16 protein-coding genes are annotated in these 21,198 nt (G+C 64.5%); 6 read left to right on the forward strand and 10 right to left on the reverse strand.

Going from position 1 to position 21,198, the window contains the following annotated elements:
- Positions 1-75 precede the first annotated feature (75 nt).
- Positions 76-348, reverse strand: coding sequence for a hypothetical protein (locus tag BTO02_RS11860; protein WP_156883809.1), 273 nt, complete (start codon positions 346-348; stop codon positions 76-78).
- 243 nt (positions 349-591) lie between these two features.
- Here BTO02_RS11860 and BTO02_RS11865 point away from each other — a divergent pair, with 243 nt between their 5' ends.
- Positions 592-1,674: a hypothetical protein gene (locus BTO02_RS11865; protein ID WP_156883810.1), complete on the forward strand. Its 1,083-nt coding sequence runs from the start codon at positions 592-594 to the stop codon at positions 1,672-1,674.
- Between the two features lie 29 nt (positions 1,675-1,703).
- Here the strand turns inward: BTO02_RS11865 and BTO02_RS11870 are convergent, their stop codons facing one another.
- The gene (locus BTO02_RS11870; RefSeq protein WP_232243343.1) at positions 1,704-3,770 is read right to left on the reverse strand and encodes a hybrid sensor histidine kinase/response regulator; all 2,067 of its coding nucleotides are present in this window, start codon (positions 3,768-3,770) and stop codon (positions 1,704-1,706) included.
- A 307-nt stretch (positions 3,771-4,077) separates the two neighbouring features.
- Between BTO02_RS11870 and BTO02_RS11875 the strand changes: the two genes are divergently transcribed.
- Complete coding sequence (locus BTO02_RS11875) at positions 4,078-5,448, forward strand: cation:proton antiporter (protein ID WP_075157206.1); 1,371 nt, start codon at positions 4,078-4,080, stop codon at positions 5,446-5,448.
- A gap of 125 nt (positions 5,449-5,573) precedes the next feature.
- Here the strand turns inward: BTO02_RS11875 and BTO02_RS11880 are convergent, their stop codons facing one another.
- Positions 5,574-5,840 carry a DUF6723 family protein gene (locus BTO02_RS11880; RefSeq protein ID WP_232243344.1) on the reverse strand — a complete coding sequence of 89 codons (267 nt, stop codon included), beginning with the start codon at positions 5,838-5,840 and terminating at the stop codon, positions 5,574-5,576.
- Between the two features lie 442 nt (positions 5,841-6,282).
- On the opposite strand from BTO02_RS11880, the gene BTO02_RS11885 reads away from it, so the two are divergent.
- Positions 6,283-6,942 (forward strand): phosphoribosyltransferase, encoded by a 660-nt coding sequence (locus BTO02_RS11885; RefSeq protein WP_075157208.1) that lies wholly within the window; start codon positions 6,283-6,285, stop codon positions 6,940-6,942.
- Between the two features lie 105 nt (positions 6,943-7,047).
- On the opposite strand, the gene BTO02_RS11890 is transcribed toward BTO02_RS11885, so the two are convergent.
- Positions 7,048-8,001 (reverse strand): glycosyltransferase family 2 protein, encoded by a 954-nt coding sequence (locus tag BTO02_RS11890; RefSeq protein WP_075157209.1) that lies wholly within the window; start codon positions 7,999-8,001, stop codon positions 7,048-7,050.
- Positions 8,002-8,326: 325 nt separating this feature from the next.
- Here BTO02_RS11890 and BTO02_RS11895 point away from each other — a divergent pair, with 325 nt between their 5' ends.
- Positions 8,327-9,475, forward strand: coding sequence for a glycosyltransferase family 4 protein (locus tag BTO02_RS11895; RefSeq protein ID WP_198039136.1), 1,149 nt, complete (start codon positions 8,327-8,329; stop codon positions 9,473-9,475).
- 280 nt (positions 9,476-9,755) lie between these two features.
- On the opposite strand, the gene galU is transcribed toward BTO02_RS11895, so the two are convergent.
- Together galU and BTO02_RS34770 are read right to left on the reverse strand one after the other, a co-directional pair.
- Positions 9,756-10,649 carry a UTP--glucose-1-phosphate uridylyltransferase GalU gene (galU, locus tag BTO02_RS11900; protein ID WP_075158810.1) on the reverse strand — a complete coding sequence of 298 codons (894 nt, stop codon included), beginning with the start codon at positions 10,647-10,649 and terminating at the stop codon, positions 9,756-9,758.
- Positions 10,650-10,931: 282 nt separating this feature from the next.
- Complete coding sequence (locus tag BTO02_RS34770; RefSeq protein WP_198039137.1) at positions 10,932-11,090, reverse strand: hypothetical protein; 159 nt, start codon at positions 11,088-11,090, stop codon at positions 10,932-10,934.
- A 320-nt stretch (positions 11,091-11,410) separates the two neighbouring features.
- Between BTO02_RS34770 and BTO02_RS11905 the strand changes: the two genes are divergently transcribed.
- Positions 11,411-12,640: an acyltransferase family protein gene (locus tag BTO02_RS11905; protein WP_075157211.1), complete on the forward strand. Its 1,230-nt coding sequence runs from the start codon at positions 11,411-11,413 to the stop codon at positions 12,638-12,640.
- A gap of 237 nt (positions 12,641-12,877) precedes the next feature.
- Here BTO02_RS11905 and BTO02_RS11910 read toward each other — a convergent pair whose 3' ends face one another.
- The 4 genes from BTO02_RS11910 to BTO02_RS11925 form a co-directional block, all read right to left on the reverse strand.
- Entirely contained in the window at positions 12,878-15,523 is a 2,646-nt protein-coding gene (locus BTO02_RS11910; RefSeq protein WP_075157212.1) for a glycosyltransferase family 4 protein, read from the reverse strand.
- Complete coding sequence (locus BTO02_RS11915; RefSeq protein ID WP_075157213.1) at positions 15,520-16,998, reverse strand: oligosaccharide flippase family protein; 1,479 nt, start codon at positions 16,996-16,998, stop codon at positions 15,520-15,522. Before BTO02_RS11915 ends, BTO02_RS11910 begins: the two co-directional genes overlap by 4 nt.
- Positions 16,999-17,123: 125 nt before the next feature.
- Positions 17,124-19,325, reverse strand: coding sequence for a hypothetical protein (locus BTO02_RS11920; protein WP_442953455.1), 2,202 nt, complete (start codon positions 19,323-19,325; stop codon positions 17,124-17,126).
- A 353-nt stretch (positions 19,326-19,678) separates the two neighbouring features.
- A complete protein-coding gene (locus tag BTO02_RS11925; RefSeq protein WP_075157214.1) occupies positions 19,679-19,954 on the reverse strand; it encodes a hypothetical protein in 276 nt (91 codons plus the stop codon).
- Positions 19,955-20,115: 161 nt separating this feature from the next.
- Between BTO02_RS11925 and gmd the strand changes: the two genes are divergently transcribed.
- Positions 20,116-21,159 (forward strand): GDP-mannose 4,6-dehydratase, encoded by a 1,044-nt coding sequence (gene gmd, locus BTO02_RS11930; RefSeq protein WP_075157215.1) that lies wholly within the window; start codon positions 20,116-20,118, stop codon positions 21,157-21,159.
- The last annotated feature ends 39 nt before the right edge of the window (positions 21,160-21,198 follow it).

Below are 21,198 nucleotides of genomic sequence, written 5' to 3' on the forward strand. Positions count from 1 at the left end.
AACGCGGCGCGGCATCGCTCGTCGCCCCATGCATCGATCGAGGCGCCCGCCCGCTTTGTCCAGTCGTTCCTTTTTCTAGTCTTTCGCGTCGGCTGCCGGGTCGTGCGCCATCGGTGGCTTGAAGTCCGGATCGACCTTGTCGTGCCGCGCCGGCCCGCTCGAACGGTCGCGCGAGCCCTCCTCTCGCGCACGTTTCGCCGCCGCGCGTGCAATTTCTTCAGCGTCCAGTTCGGCGAGCGGCGCTTCGGGACCGCCTGGCTCATCCATCGTGTTCGCGGGCTCGTTGGGCCGAATGTCCGCGCGTGCGCGCGACTGTGCGCGCGATGGCCGGCTCGATGCTCGTGTCATGGCGTTGCTCCTCGACGAAAAACACATTTGAAGCGCTTTAAATGCATTAGCGCGCACTGACAGCTACGCCACCACACGGCGCAATACCCATTCCCGTAAGCGCGCGGCACATGACGTGCTACGCATCGATGTTCGAGACTTCGGATCCGCAGTCGTTACGCTCAGGCGCCTGCGAGGCCCGCAAGCGCTTCCAATGCCTTCTCGCCTTTGACAACGATGCCAAAAATCACCGCTCGGTCCGCCATGCGCTCAGTCGCCGTTTGCTGCACGGCGCTGCTGCTAGGGGCCTGTGCGCACATCGGCCCCGACCGGCTGCGCGCCGACCAGGTCGACTACGAGCGCGCGCTCGGCGAAGCGAAAAAGCGCGAAATTCTGACCGCAATCGTGCAACTCCGTTTCGCGGACGCACCGTCTTTTCTGACCGTCAGCCAGGTGATCGCCGCCTACAATATCGACGCATCGGCGCTTGCGACGCTGAATGCGGGGTCCGGCGCCCAGCCGAACTATGCGCTCGCGACCGGGCAGCTGTCGTACTCGAACCACCCGACCTTCACGTTCACGCCGACCACTGGCGACGCGTATGCGAGCGCCTATATCCGGCCGCTTGCGCCGTCGCTCGTGCTGCCGCTCGCCGAAGGCGGCATTCCGATCGACCTGCTGTTGCGCATCGTCGCGCAATCGATCGGCGGCTTGCAGAACGGCTCCGCACTCGGCGGCGCAAACAGCGCCGGCACGCCGAAGTTCTTCCAGATGCTGCAAGCGCTGCGGCGTCTGCAGCTCGCCGGCGAACTCAACGTCGAATTGCGCAGCGACGACAAAGGCAGCAACAAAAACGGCGGCGGCGAACAGCACGTTTATCTTGTGATAGGCGCCGCGCAGACGACCGAGTCGTCGCTGGTCACGCCCGATCTGCGTTTTGTGCGCGACACGATGCATCTGTCGACGAAAACCAACCGGTACGAGATCGTCTACGGTCAGGCGTCGCCGGGCGGCGACCAGATCGCGATCCTCACGCGTTCGGTGCTCGGCATTCTGACCAACTTGGGCGCGCAGATCGAAGTGCCCGAAGCGAGTATCCGCAACGGCGCGACCAAGCCGACCGTGCCGCTCGTCGGCGGCGAGACGCGTCCGACGATCGTCGTGCACAGCGGCGATGCGCCGGGCGATAACGCGTATGTGGCGATTCGCTATGGCCGCTCGGTCTATTGGGTCGATCGTTCGGACTTCGATTCGAAATACGCGTTCACGGTGGTGCAGAATCTGATGGCGCTCGCCGAAAGCGATACGAACAGCAAGGCGCCGATCGTGACGATTCCGGCCAACTGACGCGCGGCCGCCGTCCGGCAGCCGCTCGTTCACCGTCCTTGCCGCGTGCGCGCGATCGTATGCATGAGTTCGATCAGCGCATCGGGGCTCACGGGCTTCACGAGGTGATGGGCAAAACCCGATGCGCGCGAGCGCGCGAAATCTTCGGGCTGGCTAAAGCCTGTCAACGCAATCAGCACCGGACAGACGCGCTGCGATTGCGCCGCCAGATGCCGTGCAATCTCGTGGCCGCTCATGCCCGGCAATGCGATGTCGAGCAGCGCGACGTCGGGGTCGAACTGCTCCGCAAGCGCAAGCGCCGCCGGACCGTCGGCCGCCGTGCGCGTGTCGTGCATGTCGAGCACGAGCGCGAGCGACTCGGCCGCATCGCGATTGTCGTCGACGATCAGAATACGAAGCCGTCTTTCCGGCACGTCGGCATAACGGCGGTCCGCATAGTGCTCGCCCGCAAGCGGCGTATCGGCTGGCGACACAGTGGCCGGCACCGGCGTCCCGGCAAGCGGCAGCGTGATCGAAAATTCGCAGCCCTTGCCGACGCCGTCGCTTGCCACCGAGATCGTGCCGCCATGCATGTCGATGAGCTTGCGCGCGACGAACAGGCCGATGCCGAGACCGTCGCGCGCGCGGCCCGCGGGCGGCGTCGCCTGCATAAACAGGTCGAACAGCGCCGGCAGCTCGGCCGCTGCGACGCCGATGCCGCTGTCCTTCACCGCGACGCGCGCGCGGCCGTTCACGACTTCCGCGCGGATATGGATCTCGCCACCGTCGTCCGTGTATTTGATTGCGTTGTCGACGAGGTTCGACAGGATCTGCGTGAGCCGGGTGCGGTCGCCATCGACCGGAATCGGCGTCGCGCGCGTGTTCAGAAAAATGCGATGGCGTCGTTGCCCGGCGGCCGGTCCGTTGATTTCCATCGCGCGGCCGATCGCATCGCGCAGATCGAGCACTTCGCGCTTCAGGTTGATGCGGCCCGTCGTGATGCGCGAGACGTCGAGCAGATCGTCGATCAGATGCGAGAGGTGGTGGCTTTGCCGCTCGAGCACCGCCTGCACCCAGCGGATTTTCGGCGGCAGGTTTTCGCTATCCTGCTTCAGCACATGCGCGGCGTTGCGGATCGGCGCGAGCGGATTGCGCAGTTCGTGCGCAAGCGTCGCGAGAAACACGTCCTTGCGCCGGTCCGCTTCCCTGAGCGCTTCCTGCGCATTGGCTCGCGCGGTGATATCGGCGAGCGTGCCGACGAACGAATGCCGCATGCCGTGCGCGTCGTAGCGGAAGCGTCCGTGCATTTCGAGCACGCGCAGCGCGCGGTCGCCGATGCGAAATGCGCGAAACACGGTATGGAACGGCCGGTGTGCCTGCTCGTCGGCGCGATAGCGCTCGACGAACGCGGCGGCGTCGTCCGGGTGCATGAAATCGCGCATGAAGGCTTCGTTCGTGAGCGGCCCGACGTCGATCGGCTGCCCCGTAATTTCAAACATCCGCGCGTTTTCCCACACGCCCGAGCGCGTCCCCGCATTCCATTCGAAGATGCCGAGGCCGGCCGCGCCCGCCGCGATGCGCAGCCGCTCGTCGCTTTCCTGGCGCGCGGCCAGCGCGCGGTCGCGCTCGCGCAGCGACGCGCCGATGCGCTGGTTCTGTTCGTCGAGCAACTGGCGGATCGCGCCGTGGATCGTCGCGCTGAAAAAGCTTTCGATCGTCCGATGCGCGCCCGCCTGTTCGGCGCGCGGCGACAGCGTGTTCGCGAAGTACTCGCGCACGACGTGCTGGACGCTGACCTGCAGCAGATCGAGCTCGCGATAGAGTTCGTCGAGCTGGTAGCCGTGCATCCAGCGCTTGCGCGCGTACTGGCGCGCATCGAAATCGATCCGCGCATCGAGCGCGGAATTCGGCACCGCGGTCAGCGCGGAGCAGATCTCGTCATAGAGCTGCGGGAGCAGATCGATCAGTTGCCGGTTCGTCAGCCGGTCGGCCGGCTCGATCGACGGGTCGGAGCGGACTGCGCGCAGCCAGCGGCGGGTAACGCGCCAGCGCTTGAAGCGAATGTGCAGCGCGAGATCCGCATACGGCCCGGCTTCGGGCGCTATTGTCGTGTTCAAGCGTGAGTCATGCGATGTTGCGTCGAGTTCCCGAACATATCACGCGGACGCGGTCGGAGTTTTGACGAATGCGAACCGTGTTTCCGGCAAACGACACATTAGCCGGGGTTTCGGTGCCGAACGCCGCGCACGGCCCGGCTTTCTTGCCGCCTTCCCCCGGCTTTCCTGCGCGGTGCGAGTACCGATAAGCGGTACGACCCTTGCTTGCGAAACGATATCGCCACGGTCGATTCGTCAGGTATCGGCCCGCGCGCCGCCTTCCGTGCCGTTCTCAAACCCATTTTTTCCCGCGAGGCCCAACGCGCTCATGACCCTCGAAGCGACGTGGTATCTGATTATCGGCGGCCTGCTGATCGCAATGGCACTGGCGCGCAAGCTGATAGCGCATCTGCCGATGACGGGCGCGATGGTCTATCTGGCAGTCGGCTTCGCGCTGGGCCCGGCGGGCGCAGGGATGCTGACGTTCGACGTCGCGAGCGGCGCGTCGGTGCTGCGCATCGTGACCGAAGCGGGACTCGTCATCTCGCTCTTCGCAATCGGCATGCACCTGCGCGTGCCGCTGCGCGACCGCTTGTGGTGGCTGCCGCTGCGCCTCGGCGTCGGCGCCATGCTGCTGACGATCGCGGCGATGACCGCGATCGGGTATTACGGGCTCGGCCTCGCGCCAGGTCTCGCGCTGATCGTCGCCGCGGCGCTCGCGCCGACCGATCCGGTGCTCGCCAACGAACTGCGTCCGCGTGCCGCCGGCGATTCGGAGCCGCTGCGCTTCGCCCTGTCCGGCGAAGGCGGCTGCAATGACGGCGCCGCGTGGCCGTTCATGCTGCTCGGTCTCGCGCTTTGCGGCGTCGAGGTCGGCGGCACAGCCGATGCGATCGGTGCAAACGGCGGCGGCGCAGGCGGTTCGATGGAGTCCATCGTCAGTTTCACCGGCTTCGCGGCGAGCGTCGCATGGGGCATCGCGAGCGCGCTTGCGATCGGCTGGGCGCTCGGCGCCGGTGTCGTTGCGCTCGTTACGCGCTTGCGGCTGCGTTTCGATCTCGCACTCGGCGTCGAAGGCTTTCTTGCGCTCGGCCTCATGTCCGCGTGCTACGGCGCCGCGCAACTCGTGCATGGCTATGCGTTCGTGGCGGTCTTCGTCGCCGGTGTCGCGTTGCGGCATCAGGAATTGCGCGCGACCGGTACGCATACCGTGCCGACGGCCGCGCTCGAAAAGGTCGAGCGCGGCGAGCGAAACAAAGCTGCGCGCTCGCCGGAACTCGCGCACGCATTTATAGCGGAATCGATGATGGCCTTCGCGGTCGAGGTCGAACAGACGGTCGAGCTCGTGCTGATGCTGCTGATCGGCAGCGTCGTGTCCGCGCATTGGCGCGAACTGCTCGACTGGCGCGCCGTGTGGCCCGCGCTCGCGTTGCTGTTCGTCGTGCGGCCGCTGTGCACGCTCGTGGCGCTGGCCGGTTCGAGTGCGACCTGGCCCCAGCGGTTGCTCGCCGGATGGCTCGGCATTCGCGGCGTCGGCGCGTTTTACTACCTGCTGTTTGCCATCGAGCGACTGCACCGCGTCGCGCAAGATGCGGCGCTCGCAGTCGTCATGGCTGCAATCGTCGGGTCGGTGCTGCTGCACGGCGTGTCGGCGACGCTGCTGCTCGACCGCTATCTGCGTGCTCCGCGCGAGCCGTGAGAGGTCGCTGCGATGCGCGAACCGCGAACCGCGATGCGCGTAGCGGCCTGCGCGCAACGGTGCAACCGCTTGCGCGACGGTTCGACTCGCGCATACGGCTTGCGCGTGCGACTCATATGTGCGCGCTAAGCCTCGGGATTCTGCAGATCGCCGGTCACTACGTTTTCGCCATAGCGCTGTGCGGCTTCACGCGCTTCCCGGCCGCTGTCGAACGGGCCGATATCGGGCGCGCCGGCGAACGGAAACAGAAGCCGCCCGTCGGTCTTGCGCACGACTTTCAGCAGTCCGACGAATGCGCCTTCGGTCGTCCGGCGATACGTTGCATAGATCTCATAGTCCGTTTTCGATTCGGCACGCGAAGTCGCGGAGTCTCGCGACTTGGGGAAAATCATTCGTGGCCTCGTCATTTTGCCGCTCCGGATCGATACGCACGCCGACGTCCCCGCCGGCAGAAAGGGCTTTGCAAACGATCCGCAAGCGATGTGCCCGTGCGGCGTGCGTGGTGGACCCGTCGTCGCCGCGACGCGCCGGGAGCGCCGGATGCGCCATATTCAGCACACGCCGCGCGTTGCGCCCGCTCGCCCGTCAACGGACCGCGCAGCGCGCCGGCCGAGGGTTGGCGCAATGGCGCGAAAAGTTACACCGCTTGAGTATGTTTGCAACGCGCCGCAGGCGGGCCGGTCGTTCGGCAGGCAGGCGGCCGGTCGTTAGACAGGCAGACCGGTTACTCGCCGCAGCCCGATCGTGCGACAGGCAGGCCGATCGTAAGTCCAACTACGCGCGTGGCACACTGTCCGTACCGTCTATCACCGCAGCGACGGGAGCCGAAATATCATGGAGCGTACATTTACCGATCGCGCCGAGGCCGGCCACACACTGGCGAATCTGCTCGACGCCTATGCGCATCGCAACGACGTCATCGTGCTCGCGCTGCCGCGCGGCGGCGTGCCGGTCGCGTTCGAAGTCGCGCGTACGCTCGGCGTGACGCTCGACCTGCTCGCGGTCCGCAAGCTCGGCGTGCCATGGCACGGCGAGCTTGCAATGGGCGCCGTCGCATCGGGCGGCGCGCTGTACGTCGACGAAGCGCTCGTACGCGAGATCGGATTGACGCAGGCCGCGTTCGATCGCGTCCTCGCGAGCGAGCGCGCCGAACTCGAGCGGCGCGAACGGTCGTACCGTGCTCGATTCCAGGCGCCGTGTGAGATTCAAGGCCGCATCGCGATCGTCGTCGACGACGGCGTGGCCACCGGCGCGTCGATGAAAGCCGCGGTGCGTGCGTTGCGCGCGCGCCGGCCCGCAAGAATCGTCGCTGCACTACCGGTCGCGCCGCCCGGTGCGGCAAGGCGGCTCGAAGAGGAGGTCGACGAATTCGTCTGCGCACTGACGCCGGCGAACTTCTACGCGGTCGGCCAGTTTTACGCCGACTTCAGCGAGACGACCGATGACGACGTGCGGGCGCTGCTCGCGCAGACCGGCCCGCGCGGCACGATATGAAGCGCCGCTTCAATTGATGCGACAGTTCAGCGCGGGCAGCACGCCCGGCCACGTTGCAAGGCAACGCCGCGCGTTGCAGGCAGGCATCGAGCGAAGCGCCGTGATTCAGAACGCGCGCGTGCGCGGCGTCAGGAACGACTTCGCCATGATCAGCAGGTGGAAATAAAACCGGCGGCTAAAGCCATAGTTGTACGCGGACAGATGCGAAAGCGCGAGCTTGAGGCTCTCGAGCGGCGCATGATTGCGCGCGTGGATCGACACGACGATCGGCACCATGCGCCGCAGCGCAAGCCGGCGCGCCGGTTCGAGTTGCGGCGGCAGCGCAAGCGCGCGCAGGAAGTTATACGCGACGAGCGTCGAGGCGCTCGTCGAGGCGCGCGTCGTCGTCGTAATCGAGACCTCGGTCTGGCGGTTGTACGACACGTACTCGTTCAGATAGACCACGCCTTTCGCCGCAAGGCAAATCTCGGTACCGAACACGTAATCGCAGGCGACGCCATTCTGTTCCCGGTAGCCGATGCGCTTGACGAGATCCGCGTCGGCCATCCAGCCGTTATTCGGGAACATCTGGACCAGGCCGGTTCGGCCCGGCTGCTTTTGCAGTCCGGCCGCGTCGCGCGTGCGGTGATAGGCGCGATTCAGATGCTCGCTCGCGGCGGGAAGCACGGTGCCGCGCGAGTCGGTCACGTACTGGTCGCCGAACGCGACCTGAACGTCCGGATACGTGCTCCACGCCGAAAGCATCCGCTCGAGCGCGTTTTCGACAAGGAAATCGTCGTCGTGGATCAGCAGAATCCTGTCGCCGGTGGCGCGCGCGAAGAGACTCTCGACGTTGCGCGCCTGCCCGAGCGAAGGTGTGTTTTTCACATAGCGCACGCGCGGATCGGCCGCATATCGCGCTTCGATCAGCGACTGCGTGCGATCGTCTTTGGAGTCGTCGCCGATCAGCACCTCGATGTTCGCGTGCGTTTGCGACAGACATGAATCGAGACACTGTCCGATCAGTTCAGGACGCTGATAGGTCGGCACGCAAATCGAGACCTTGCTTCGTGTTGTCATGAATGCGATCCCTCCGCTTTCATCATGCCATTGTCAACCGCTGCTTTATGACGTCGCCATAAAAATCAGCGTGCCCGAGTATGATTCGACGCCGCAAACGCGTCAACGCAAGCAACAATTTGTTTATTTTTCGTTTATCGGCCGATTAATTTTTTTCTTAGACTAGGCTTGGCGTGTCATTGCCGGGAAGGCTCGCGTGGCATGCCCCGCCTGCTCCCGCGCGTGATCGATGCATTGCGATGCATTGCAGGCGCCGCGAAAAGCGGCGTCGCATTTTTACCCGGCGCGTCAATTGACTCACGGTAATTTCTATATGGATACACACATGACTGGAGTACTGTCTATCCAGATGCGTGCAGTCGGTCACAAGACATACGCGAAGCTGATTCGCGACACGTCCGGTTATGAAACCGATCTCGACGTCGATTCATTCTGGGTCGATGACGAGCGCTCCGTCATGACGAAGATCGTGCGGAAAATGGCCGAGTTCCGCGTGCCGAAGCTGAACCGGCGCAATCTCGATTTCCGCCGTGCGCGTGCCGAGTGGGCCACGGGCGCCATGGGCTCGAAACTCGCGCATCGAAAAGCCGGCCTCAAGAACTACGACGTGCTGCACTTTCACACGCAAACCGCGGCGTTCGGCAGCGTGAGCCTCATGAAGTCGATTCCGACCGTCATCACGATCGATATGACCGCGTTCCAGCTGATGCGCGAGCACGGCTCCGGGCCCGAGTGGACCTATCGCCCGAACGTGCTGATGGAGCGCAACGTGTTCCAGCACGCGGCGCATATCGTCGCGTTCTCCGATTGGGCCCGCGATTCCGTGATCGACGAACACGGCATCGCCCCCGAGCGCGTGTCGGTCATCACGCCAGGCGTATTGAAGGAAGCATTCCATCAACCGCAATTCGAATCGGGCTCGGTCACGAAACCGAAGATCCTGTTTGTCGGCAATGAATTTCGCCGCAAAGGCGGCGACGATCTGATCGCCGTGTTTTCAGAGCACTTTGCGCACAAGGCTGAACTTCATCTGATGACGAACGATCCGCACGTTCCGTCGGGCGAGTCCGTCTTCGTCCATCGCGGCGTCTCGTCTTACACGCCCGAATGGCACCGTCTCTATGAGGAAGCCGAAATCTTCGTCATGACGAGCCGCGCCGAGGCGCTCGGCATGGTGTTTCAGGAAGCGGCCGCGTCGGGCCTGGCATTGATCGGCACCCGCATCGGCGGCATTCCGGAAATGATCGACCATGAAGGAAACGGCTTTCTGATCGCGCCCGGCGATCGACGCGCATTGCGTCAGTATCTGGGTGCGCTGATCGACAACCCGGCCATGCGCACGCGCATGCGCCACGCGAGCTACGAAAAGGCCGTACGGGAATTCAACGCGAGAACCAACACGAGACGCGTGTTCGAAGTGTTTCGATCGGTCGCCGCGCCCCACGACGCACAACCGGTGCTTGTCGGTTCGTAGGTCCGGACCCGCAGCGCGGCTGGGCGTAGCGCATAGACCGCCCGCCACCGCCCAACGCGCACTTCACCGCTCACACTTCGACGACATCGCGTCAGCGAAACGATGCGCGCCGGCGCGCACGGTGGACGCGCATGCGCGCCTTGCGGCGCCGGCCGCGCGAGGCCCGGTGACTGACGCGACCGGGCACGGCCCCATGGCTGCGAAGCAACGGCAGCGGCGCCATCACAGATTGCGCCGCGTTCGTTGCATGCGGCAGGCCGAGCGCAGCTGATCGGTCACCTCAGGCAGCCGCAGCCGTGAGATGCGCGGGCAGATAGCTTTGCAGGTATTCCTCGAACTCGGCGCGCACTTCCGGGTGACGCAACGCGAATTCGACGGTCGCTTTGAGGTAGCCGAGCTTGCTGCCGCAATCGAAACGCGTGCCGAAGTAGCGATAGGCGAGCACCTGCTCTTCGGTCAGCAGCGACTCGAGCGCGTCCGTCAGTTGCAGCTCGCCGCCCGCGCCCGGCTTGAGCGCGCGGATATGGCGGAAGATGGTCGGCATCAGCACATAGCGGCCCACCACGCCGAGGTTCGACGGCGCGACTTCAGGCGCCGGCTTTTCGACGATGCCCGACAGCTTGATCACGTCCTCTTCCCACTCGCGGCCCTCGACCACGCCGTACGAACGGCTGTCTTCGCGCGCGATCGTTTCGACGCCGACCACCGAGCTGTGATAGTGGTTGAACACGTTGACGAGCTGCTTCATCACGGGCTTTTCGCTGTGCAGCAGGTCGTCCGCGAGAATCACCGCGAACGGGCTGTCGCCGACGAGCTTCTCGGCGCACAACACCGCGTGACCGAGGCCCAGCGCTTCCGCCTGGCGCACGTAGAAGCAGTCGACATTGGCCGGCTTGATGCCGCGCACCAGTTCGAGCAGCTTTTCCTTGCCGCGTGCTTCGAGTTCCGACTCGATCTCATACGACTTGTCGAAGTGATCTTCGATCGCGCGTTTGCTGCGGCCCGTCACGAAGATCATCTCGGTAATGCCGGCTTCGATGGCCTCTTCAACCGCGTACTGGATCAGCGGCTTATCGACGATCGGCAGCATTTCCTTCGGACTCGCCTTGGTGGCAGGCAAAAAGCGCGTGCCGAGACCCGCCACGGGAAACACGGCTTTGGTGACTTTCAGCATGGTATGCATTCCCACTCGGTTGATGACGTTGGCAACCGCCGGTTTCCGGAGCGGGCGTCCACCCACGTCCGTGCAGACCCGGCGGCGAATCTGATGTGCAAGAAGCGTAGCGGAAAAATAATAGGACTTTCGTTAAAGCGCCGCTAATTTCCTCGAGTGGCTTTCGCAGATTTACCGCGGCCGTACTCTAAAATCGATAAAGCCGTTTTGCTTACCGCATAAACTGCCGCCGACGGCTGGCAATTACGTAAATATTGCCGGCCGCCGGCTATCCGTCGGCAATTATTGAAGAGCGGACTCTTCGTTATCATCGAACTGCGGCAGTTTTCCCGGGTTCATGCGAAAACGGCCGATTGGCTCGTTGCGCAACGCTTCGCGGTATGCCGAGACTGCCACCAGCACGAGCAGGACGATGACTCCAGCCAGCACATGTATGCTCATTGACACCCCCTCGTCAAGAATTTGGCCAGTCCAAGTTATCACAAAAAAAGTAGTGGATAACGCGAACAGTATTTACCCGGAATATTTAATCTTGACACTGCCGTGACAGTGACCGTTGTAGATCAAATGTGCATATTTTCCAGGACTTTTTTATCGCTTTTATTTCAAACACGATGCATTAGCATAGCGATGTGCGGTCTGCACGCGGCGGCCATTCGTCCGCGCCGGTGCCGCCGCACGATAACCGGAGTCGATATCGCGCGCACCCGCTTTCATTCACCTGTCGCGCCACCGTGCCGGCATGCAGTAACGAGGACCGCATGAGCGACACCGCTCTGACCGCCACCACAGCTACTACAGCCCCTGCACAATCGCTGGCCTTTTCCGCCGCACCTGCCGACGCGCACGTGTCGAGCGCGGGCAAGGAGCAGGTGATCGACGTAATGCGCGGCTTCGCCGCCTTGCTCGTCGCTTACTTCCACTGCCGCCAGGTGGTGTGGGTCGGCATGCAGAGCTTTCACCACGCTGTCGGCACCTCGCTCGCGCCGGGTTCGCTCATTGCGTATGCGACGTTTCCAATCGCGTGGGGTTCCGCAGGTGTGCCAATCTTTTTCGTGATCAGTGGCTACTGCATCCATCGCGGCGCCGCATTCAGGCTCGCCCACGACCCGCACTACCGGCTCGATGCGGGCAATTTCTGGATGCGCCGGTTCGCGCGCATCTATCCGGTGCTGCTCGCCGCGCTACTGCTCACGCTCGCACTCGATTCGATCAGCCTGCAACTGCCGCCCGTCAACCATAAGATCCGCGAGATCGGCCTTTATCCGTTCCTCGTCAACCTGTTCTCGCTGCAAGGCGTCGCAGGCCATACGTATGGATCGAACGGCGCGCTCTGGACGCTGTCGCTCGAAGTGCAGTTCTACGCGATCTATCCGCTGCTGTTCGCCTTGCGCCGCCGTTTCGGCATCAATGCGATTGTTGTCGGGGTTGCGCTCGTCAATATCGTGTCGGCGCTCGTGCTCGAGCGGCACGACATCCAGTTTTTCCCGTCGTACTGGTTTTCGTGGATGCTCGGCGCGTGGATCGCCGAAGCGCAGGCCGGCGCGACGCGCGTGCGGCCGCCGCGCTCGGCGCGCCTCTGGTACGGCCTCGCGGCGCTCTTCACGCTCGCGGGCTGCGGCGCGTTCTATGTCGGCCAATACCTCGCGTTCCAGCTGTGGGCGATCGGATTCGCGTGCTACCTGTACAAAGCGCTCGAGACCCGCCGCGCGGCGGCCGGATCGGCGCCGATGCGGGTGCTGTCGCGGCTCGGCGACTTCAGCTTCTCGCTCTACCTGATCCACCTGCCGCTGTTCGTGCTGCTGTCGTCGGTGATCTACCGGTCCGAGCTGCAGATGTCGATCTGGCCGTCGCTCGGCTATATGTGCATCGCGATTCCGGTCGCGTATGCGTTCTACCGGCTCGTCGAATTGCCGGCGATGAAGTGGTCGGCAAACCTGAAGCCGAAGGCGCGCGCGAAGGTGGAAGGCGCGGGCGTGCGCGTTGCCTGAAGCGGCAAAGCGAAGAGGCCGGGAGCAGAGCCCGATCGCGTTTCGCGTGAGCCCACGTTAAGAGCTAATGGGAACGTTCAGGGGCCGCCCGGCCCCCTCGTTGGCGTCGCTTCGTTGGCGTCGCTTCGGCGGCGTAACTTCGGTGGCATCCGCTTGCGTGAGGCCGTTTCGGTGACGAAGCCAGAGCAACGTCGCCTGGCTTGCCCCGCTCGGCCAGCGGCCATCGAATCGCGTCGCTCAGGCGGCCTTCTTCTGCTGTGCCTGCCCTCGCCGGTCACGCGGCGCCACGGCCGCCACGCGCTTCAGAATCCGCTCGACCCCGTCGACATACGCCACCGTGCCGAACGAATCGACCGCAGTCCGGTAGCCGTGCGTCACGAGCCGCTCGCGCAGCGTCCGGTTAGCGTGCAATTCGGCGAGCGTGGCGGCAAGCGCACGGGCGTCGCCCGGTTCGCAGAGCATGCCGTTCTCTCCGTCGCGCACGATCTCGGTCACGCCGCCCGCACGCGCCGCGACGACGGGCCGCCGCGCGAGCATGCCTTCGACGATCACGCGCCCGAACGGCTCCGGCGTGATCGACGTATGCGCCACGACATCCATCGCGCCCATGCAAGCCGCGATATCGTGCTGGAAGCCCAGAAAATGCACGCGCCCGGCAAGCCCGTGCTGCGCGACGAACGCGCGCAGTTCCGCCTCGTACGCATCCTCGCCGAACAGCGCGGAGCCGACGAATACCGCGTGCATCTGCGGATTCAGAGCGGCGCCGCCCTGCGCCATCGCCTCGAGCAGGACGTGCTGTCCCTTCCAGCGCGCGAGGCGGCTGAACGAACCAACCAGAAACGCATCGCGCGGCAGGTTCAGGCGCGCGCGCAGCGCCGCTTGCGGCATGTCGCGCAGCGCGTCGAACGGCGCGCTCGCGATGCCGTTGAACACGACGTCGACCTTGCGGTCGTCGAATTTCGTCAACTGCATGAACGCGCGCGCGGATGCGCCCGAGTTCGCAATGACATGCGCAAGCCCAAAGCGCGCGCACCATTTGATGACCGCGAGCTGCCGCCGGCCGAAGTGCTCGGCGCTGACGATGTCGCGCAGATGCCAGACCACCGGCTTGCGCGCGAGCTTGCCGGCCAGCACGCCGACCACCATCGAGCGCTGCGTATTCGCATAGATCACGTCGTTGTTGCGCGCCCGCGCAGCGGTCGCGCGCACCAGCGACCAGACGCTTTTCAGCGCGCGGCCAAGCGGCGGCGACGCGCCCTGCTTGCGCATGTCGCGCGTCGCGCCCGCGTCGAGCACGGTAACCGGGACGCCCGCCCGGTCGAGCGCCGCGCGAAACGGACCGTCGTCGAACAGCACGACATCCATGCGCGCGCGCAGCGCCTTGACGATTTCGAGCAGCGACAATTCCGCACCGCCGAGCACGCCGCTCTGGTCGACCGCGAGCACGCGCAGCGACGCAGCCGCGTTCGCGGCCGCGCCTCTCGGCGGCGGATCGTAGGGCGGCAGCTTCGCGCCCTGCAGCGCGGGCACGTGTGCGCACACATGGGCGAAGAAGCGCTCGCGAAACAAGGCCGCCGAAAAGCGTTCGGCGCTCGCGCGGCAGTGCGTGGGCGCGAAACGGGCGTGGACCGTACCCTGGCGTGGACCTTTGCCCGGAACTTCATCTGCGCCTTGGGCCGGATCCTGCTGCGTCCCGAGCTCCGGCGCCGACTGCGCCTCGAAGCTTTCGACGGCGGCGACGATCGCCTCGGCGCTCTGCTCGTCGAAAAACAGGCCGGTCGGCTGCGGGTGCGACAGATCGCGCACGGTTTCGAGCGCGCCGCCCTTGCCGTAGGCGATCACCGGCGTGCCGCAGGCCTGCGCTTCGACCACCGAAATGCCGAAGTCCTCTTCGGCGGCGAACACGAAGGCACGCGCGCGGCGCATGCGGTCGCGCAGCACCGCGAACGGCTGATAGCCCATGATCTCGACGTTCGGCGCCGCCTTTGCGCGAATCTTCTGCATCTCGGGCCCGTCGCCGATGACGACGAGGCGCCGCTGCGGCATCTTCGCAAACGCTTCGACGATCAGATCGATCTTCTTGTACGGCACCATGCGTGATGCGGTCAGATAGAAGTCTTCCTTCTGCTCGAGCACCGAGAACGCTTCCACGTCGACGGGCGGATTGATCACGTCGGCGTCGCGCTGATAAACCTTCTTGATACGCCGCGCGATAAAGTCCGAATTCGACACGAACGAATCGACCGAATTGGCCGTGCGCACGTCCCAGTTGCGGATGTAATGCAGGATCAGACGCGCAAGCGCCGACTTCGGGCCGGCCGTCAGCCGCGATTCGTTCAGGTATTGATGCTGCAGATCCCACGCATAGCGAATCGGCGAATGCACATAGCTCACGTGCACCTGGTCGGGACCGGTCAGCACGCCCTTGGCCACCGCATGGCTGCTCGAAATCACGAGGTCGTACGCGGACAGGTCGAGTTGCTCGATCGCGAGCGGCATGAGCGGCAGATATGAGCGGTACTTCGTCTTCGCTTTCGGCAGCCTCTGGATAAACGATGTCGTGACCGGCTTGCCGCGAATGAAGCTGCGGTCCTCGAGGAAGTCGACGAGCGCGAACAGGTCCGCATCGGGAAAGCACGCGATGATCTGCTCGAGCACGCGCTCGGCGCCCGCATAGGTGACGAGCCAGTCGTGCACGATCGCGACGCGTACGCGTTGCGCGGCGAACGACGGATGCGGCGTCATGCGCCGCGGCGGGACCGTCGCCGGCCTGTCGAACGCGGCGTGGCCCGCGGGCGCCAACGGGACCGACGAGGCAGCGGAATGCGCGAGCGTGCGCGTCGGATTCGGCAGCCGCGTGTCTTCAGCGATATCGTGGTTCATGATGCGCTGTTCCTTGAATACAGTCTCGAGAGCCTGCCCAGCACGGAGCGCGCCAGATCGCGCAGCGCCGGTGTCATCGTCAGCGACCAGGCGACGTTCGCAGCGGTCATCAGCACGACAGCCGCGGCCGCGAGCGGGATCGTCGTCGCGATCGTGGCAATCCACAGTGCCGCCGCGAGAAAGGCGAGGTGCGGCACCATGTCCATCACGATCGGCCGCGCATGCACGCGCGACAGTCTGAGCAGGACGAAGTAATCGAAGAAGCCGCGCGCGGCCACCGCGATCGCCGCGCCGGTCAGCCCGAAGTAATGCACGCCGGCCCAGATCGCGCCCGCGAACAGCGGCGTTTCGACGATGCTCACGCGCGCCGCGACGGCCGGATGCACTTGCGCCTGGATCATGATGCGCGCGAGGTTCGACTGCCCCGTGAGCCACACGAAGATGATCAGAATGCGGCCCACCGGCGCGCCCGCGCTCGCGACTTCGTTGCCGACCCACAGATGCAGAAACGGTTCGAGCACGAGCATCGCGACGAGCATGACCGGCGTGAATACGCCGTTCAGAAATTCGATCGACTGGCGCAGCACGAGGTCCGCATTTTCGCGATTGAGCGCGGACAGGCGCGGAAACAGCGTGCGCATCATCGCGCTCGGTATCACGCCGAGACGCCAGACGAGGTTTTGCGGCACCGAGTAATAGGTCACGAAACGCGCGCCGAGCGCCGAGCCCACCAGCACGCGGTCCATCGAATCGCCCATCAGTTGCAGCGTCGACGTGACGAGCATCCAGCCGCCGAAGCTGAACAGCCCCTTCGCGACGCCGAACTGCGGCGGCAGGATCTTGCGGATCTCGAGCACCTTCAGCGCGGAGCGGCCAAGCATCAGCGCCGCGATGATGCGCGCCGCCACGGCAGCGGCGAGCACGTTCGGCAAGGTCGGCGCGATCCACCACGCAGCGAACAGCGGCAGCAACTGGAACAGGAACGTGCCGATCGTCTGGTTCGTGTTGTAGCTGCCGAACTTCTCGGCGCCGCTGATCGCGCCGGCAAACACCCACGACACATTCGCGATCGGTATCGCAAGCGCGAGCCACGGCAATGCGCCGATCACTTCGTGATGCAGTTCGGGCGGCACCTTCGAGAAATACGCCGTGTAGATGAACGTGCCGAAATAGATGAGCAGCCCGCCGATCGCACCGGTGGCCAGGTTAAGCCAGGTGGCGCTCCAGAATACGCGCGCGCATTCCTCCTTGTCCGCGGACGCGCGCGCCTTCGAGATCTGGTTCTGCGCGGCCATGCTCATGCCGAGATCGAGAATGCCGAAGTAGCCGATCAGCACCCAGACGAGACTCACCACGCCGTACCGTTCGACGCCGAGCGCCTTGATGTACGCGGGCACGGTCACGAGCGAGACGAACGTGGGCAGTATCAGGCCGATGAAATTGATCCCTACGTTCCTCAGGATGCTTTTGTCCATCCGGTACCCTTCACGTCAGTCGTCGACGCAGATCGACGCATGTAAAAAGACGGCGCCGCACGTCCTGTGCAGCGCGAAACAAAACGCCGCGCATGCGTGGTGCGAATGCAGGTCGCAGCGCACGCTCATGACGGCTTCCAGCGATACATCATGACCTTGCCGCGCGCATCTTCCTCGACGAAGATCAGGTACTCGCCGTCGCTGCGCCGCGCCGCGCTCACACCGTTGGCGACGTCGACCCAGCCCGACGCGCGACCCACTTCGGGCCCCGGCCGGATCACGCCGATTTCCTTGCCGCGGTCGGTGTCGTACACGTGCACGACGCCGGCCGGCTCGACCGCGAAGATGTATTTCCCTTCCACGGTGAGGCCGATGATCGTGAAAATCGGCTTCGCATCGGTGTCCCACGGCAGCTTCAACGTATAGCGCGCGACCGGCTTGCCGCTCGACCACTTGTCGTAGCGCACGAGCACGCGGCCGACTTCCTTCCATTGCTGCTTGCGCGGCGGCGCATCGTCGGTGTAGCCCGTCACGTACAGCGAATCGGTCGACGCGTCGTAGATCGCGCGCTGTGCCTGCGTAAACGGCGCCGGCACGTCGTACGCCTGCATGTTGTCGTACGAGTAGATCGGGTTGCCGGACTTGTCGAGGCCGCCGAAACGGAAACGATAGATGCCGTGCGAATCGACGGTGCGCCACACGTCGCCGGCCGTGTCGACCCACCAGCCCCAGCCGCCGACGAGCCGTTTGCCGGTTGTGTTGCGCGCGAATTCGCCGTCGTCGAACCGGCCGTTGCCGTTCGCATCGCGCCAGATCCAGTCGCCGCCCGCCGGCGCGTTCGGAATCGCCTTCGGATCGCGTAGCCCTCGCCCGCCGAAAAAGCCGGACGGTATCGCCGTTTCGCCGTCGCGCGCCGCGTCGAAGCGATAGATCTTCAGGTGATCGGCGTACATGTCGGTCAGGTAGAGGAACGTGTGGCCTTTCACTTGCCGCGCGATTGGCAGGCCCGGCCACTGGTCCGTGTGGAAGACCGGATCCTCGGGATATCTGAAGCGGTTCGACAGGAAGCCGACGTAGGTCCACTGCTGACCGGCGGGCTTCGACAGATCGAGTTCGAAGCGCTTGTTGCCGGTATAGACGCTGTTCGGACGCGCAGGATCGATCCATGCGCCGTCGACGAACAGCAGCCCCTGAACCTGCCATAGCCGCTTGCCGTCGGGCGCATAGCTCTCGAGCGTCGCGCCCAGTCCCGCGCCGAGCGCGGCGCCGAATCCGGAACCCGGCGGCGAAAAATTCGGGCCGATGCCGTTGGTCGACACATAGATGTTGCCGCTCTGATCGACGCCGACGCCGGTCAGCCCGTTGAAGCGCTGCGGACCGGGCCGCCCCGCCACGCCCGAGAAGATGCCGCCGCGCTCGCCGAGCGAACCCGACGCCGCGTAGCGGCCGTTCTGCCTGCTGAAGAACAGCACCTGCTGGCGCGGACCGTTGTCCGCGACCAGCACGCGGCCTTTCGCATCGACCGTGACGTCGGCCGGCACACTGTCCGACGGCAGCGGCAAGGTGTCGTCGAGTTTGTCGCCGCTCGCCGAATAATGGACGATCTGCGATTTACCCGATAGCGTATCGGTCAGCACCCAGAGCGAGCCGTCCGGTGCGACGGCAAGATGGCCCGGCTCGTGTGCCTTGAACGAACCTTTGCGCATCATCGAATCGGGATCGTAGATATCGATGCGATCGAGCGCCGCGGTCGCGACGTAGAGCACCTTGTCGTTCGCGGCGAGTCCCGTGACTTCGTTATGGACGTTCCATGCGACGTCGCTGACGATCGCGAGGCTCGCCGCGAGCCGCGCCCGCGGATCGGCCGCGTTCGCGACCGGCTGGAACGGCGCCGTGCGCTGCGGGTCGCCGATCTCGCGCCGCGAGACGCCATACCAGATGTGGCCCTTCTGCGGCCACACGCCCTTGCCGACCAGGTGATCTCGTTCCGTGTTGACGCTGACCGCGATAAACGCGTAGCGACGGTTGACCGCGACGGCGTTGCCGCCGCCGTTGCCCCAACCATGCGTACCGTTCGCGTAGCCCAGCATTTTGCCGTCCTGATAGACACCCGACTCGGCGCCGCTTTCATCCCACGGCGCGTCCGTATAGACCTTGCCGTCGGGCGAGACCGCGATCGCAGTCATATTGATCTGCGTCCAGGTTCCGTTGCCGTAGCCGAAGGTGTTGCCGATCCATGACGTTTGCGCGTCGAGCGTCGCGGCAGCGCCTCGCGACTCTTGCGCGGAGTCGCGCGCGCGGTCTTGTCCGCGCTCTTGTGCGCACACGCCTGAAACGGCGATCAGCGATGCAAAAGCGCAAAGCGCTCCGGCAAACAGGGCTCGGATCAAAGGCACTTCTCCACAGTCGGAACCCGGGACTGGCGAACCTTGCGGCGGCCGCCGCGCCGGGTTGCTTGATGATGAAAGGTATTGCGTTCGAGCAGCGCTCTAAACAATGCAGCGCAATACGAACGAAACTGCGGAAACTGCGACGACAGCCACCGCGCAGCAACTGCGACGACACAGCGTATGAAATTCCGCGAGCAGCGCACGACGGCGCAGGTGGCCGCAGGGAAGCCCGGACCTGAGATTAAGCGGAAAGGGTGCGCGCAAAATAAATCCAAAAAATTCAAAATAATTCAGCGCAAAATCGAACCGGCATTAAACGGTATATTGCGGCCATAACCTTTTTGACTTGCGGGCGAAAATGCACGTATCAGGTTTTTCGTAATCCGCAGCTTTTGCCAGATGAATACGCGGCTGTAGAACTTACCTACCGCAACATCGTCATCCGATTGCCCGGCCGGCGTGCCTGTCGCGCGTGCATGGTGCAGCGCGCCGCGCACTCTGCCGCGAGCCGGCGCCGCTCGCCTTTCGGGGTCGATGATTAATCGTTTTCCTTCCAGTTTTTTCATCCATTTTCTCTTTCTAGAATGAGTGACCACTTATATCGGTCGCTTCGGCCACTGCGGCATCGACCGCGAGGCCCGGCCGATTTTGCGGCCAGCGCGACGCTGCAGATACCCGCGCCTATGCCGCGCATGTACCGGATCACAGGCAACGAGAAAGGCAAACGATGACAACCCAACGCAAAGCCATCATTACCGGCGTATCCGGCCAGGACGGCGCCTACCTGACCAAGCTGCTGCTCGGCAAGGGCTATCAGGTGACCGGCACGTATCGACGCACGAGTTCGGTGAACTTCTGGCGCATGGAAGAGCTCGGCGTGCTCGACCATCCGAATCTGAGGCTCGTCGAACACGATCTGACCGATCTTGGTTCGACGCTGCGCCTGCTCGAATCGGCGCAGGCCGACGAGGTGTACAACCTCGCCGCGCAGAGCTTCGTCGGCGTATCGTTCGACCAGCCGGCGACCACCGCGCAGGTGACGGGCGTCGGCGCGCTGAATCTGCTCGAAGGCATTCGCGCCGTGAACCCGAAGATGCGCTACTACCAGGCGTCGACTTCCGAGATGTTCGGCATGGTGCAAGCGATACCGCAGCGCGAGGACACGCCGTTCTACCCGCGCAGCCCGTATGGGGTCGCCAAGCTGTTCGCGCACTGGACCACGGTCAACTATCGCGAGTCCTACGGGATCTTCGCGACGAGCGGCATTCTGTTCAATCACGAATCGCCGTTGCGCGGACGCGAATTCGTCACGCGCAAGATCACCGATACGGTCGCGAAAATCCATCTCGGCAAGGCGGACGTGCTCGAGCTCGGCAATCTCGATGCGAAGCGCGACTGGGGCTTCGCGCTCGAATACGTCGACGGCATGCATCGCATGCTGCAGGTCGACGAACCGGACACGTTCGTGCTCGCGACCAATCGTACCGAGACCGTGCGCGACTTCGTGAAGATGGCCTTCGCCGCGGCCGGCACGCAGCTCGAGTGGTCGGGCAAAAACCAGGGCGAGACGGGCGTCGACATTGCAACGGGCCGCACGCTCGTGCGCATCAACCCGAAGTTCTACCGTCCCGCCGAGGTCGATCTGCTGATCGGCTGCGCGGATAAAGCGAAGGCGAAGCTCGGCTGGGAACCGCAAACCACGCTCGAGCAGTTGTGCCAGATGATGGTCAACGCCGATATCGCGCGCAACCGGATTCACGAAACGTTCTGACCGGCCGGGCCGTTCCGGTTCGCGTCTCTTCCAGCCCCC

The sequence above is a fragment of the Paraburkholderia sp. SOS3 genome, from assembly GCF_001922345.1.
Taxonomy (GTDB): domain Bacteria; phylum Pseudomonadota; class Gammaproteobacteria; order Burkholderiales; family Burkholderiaceae; genus Paraburkholderia.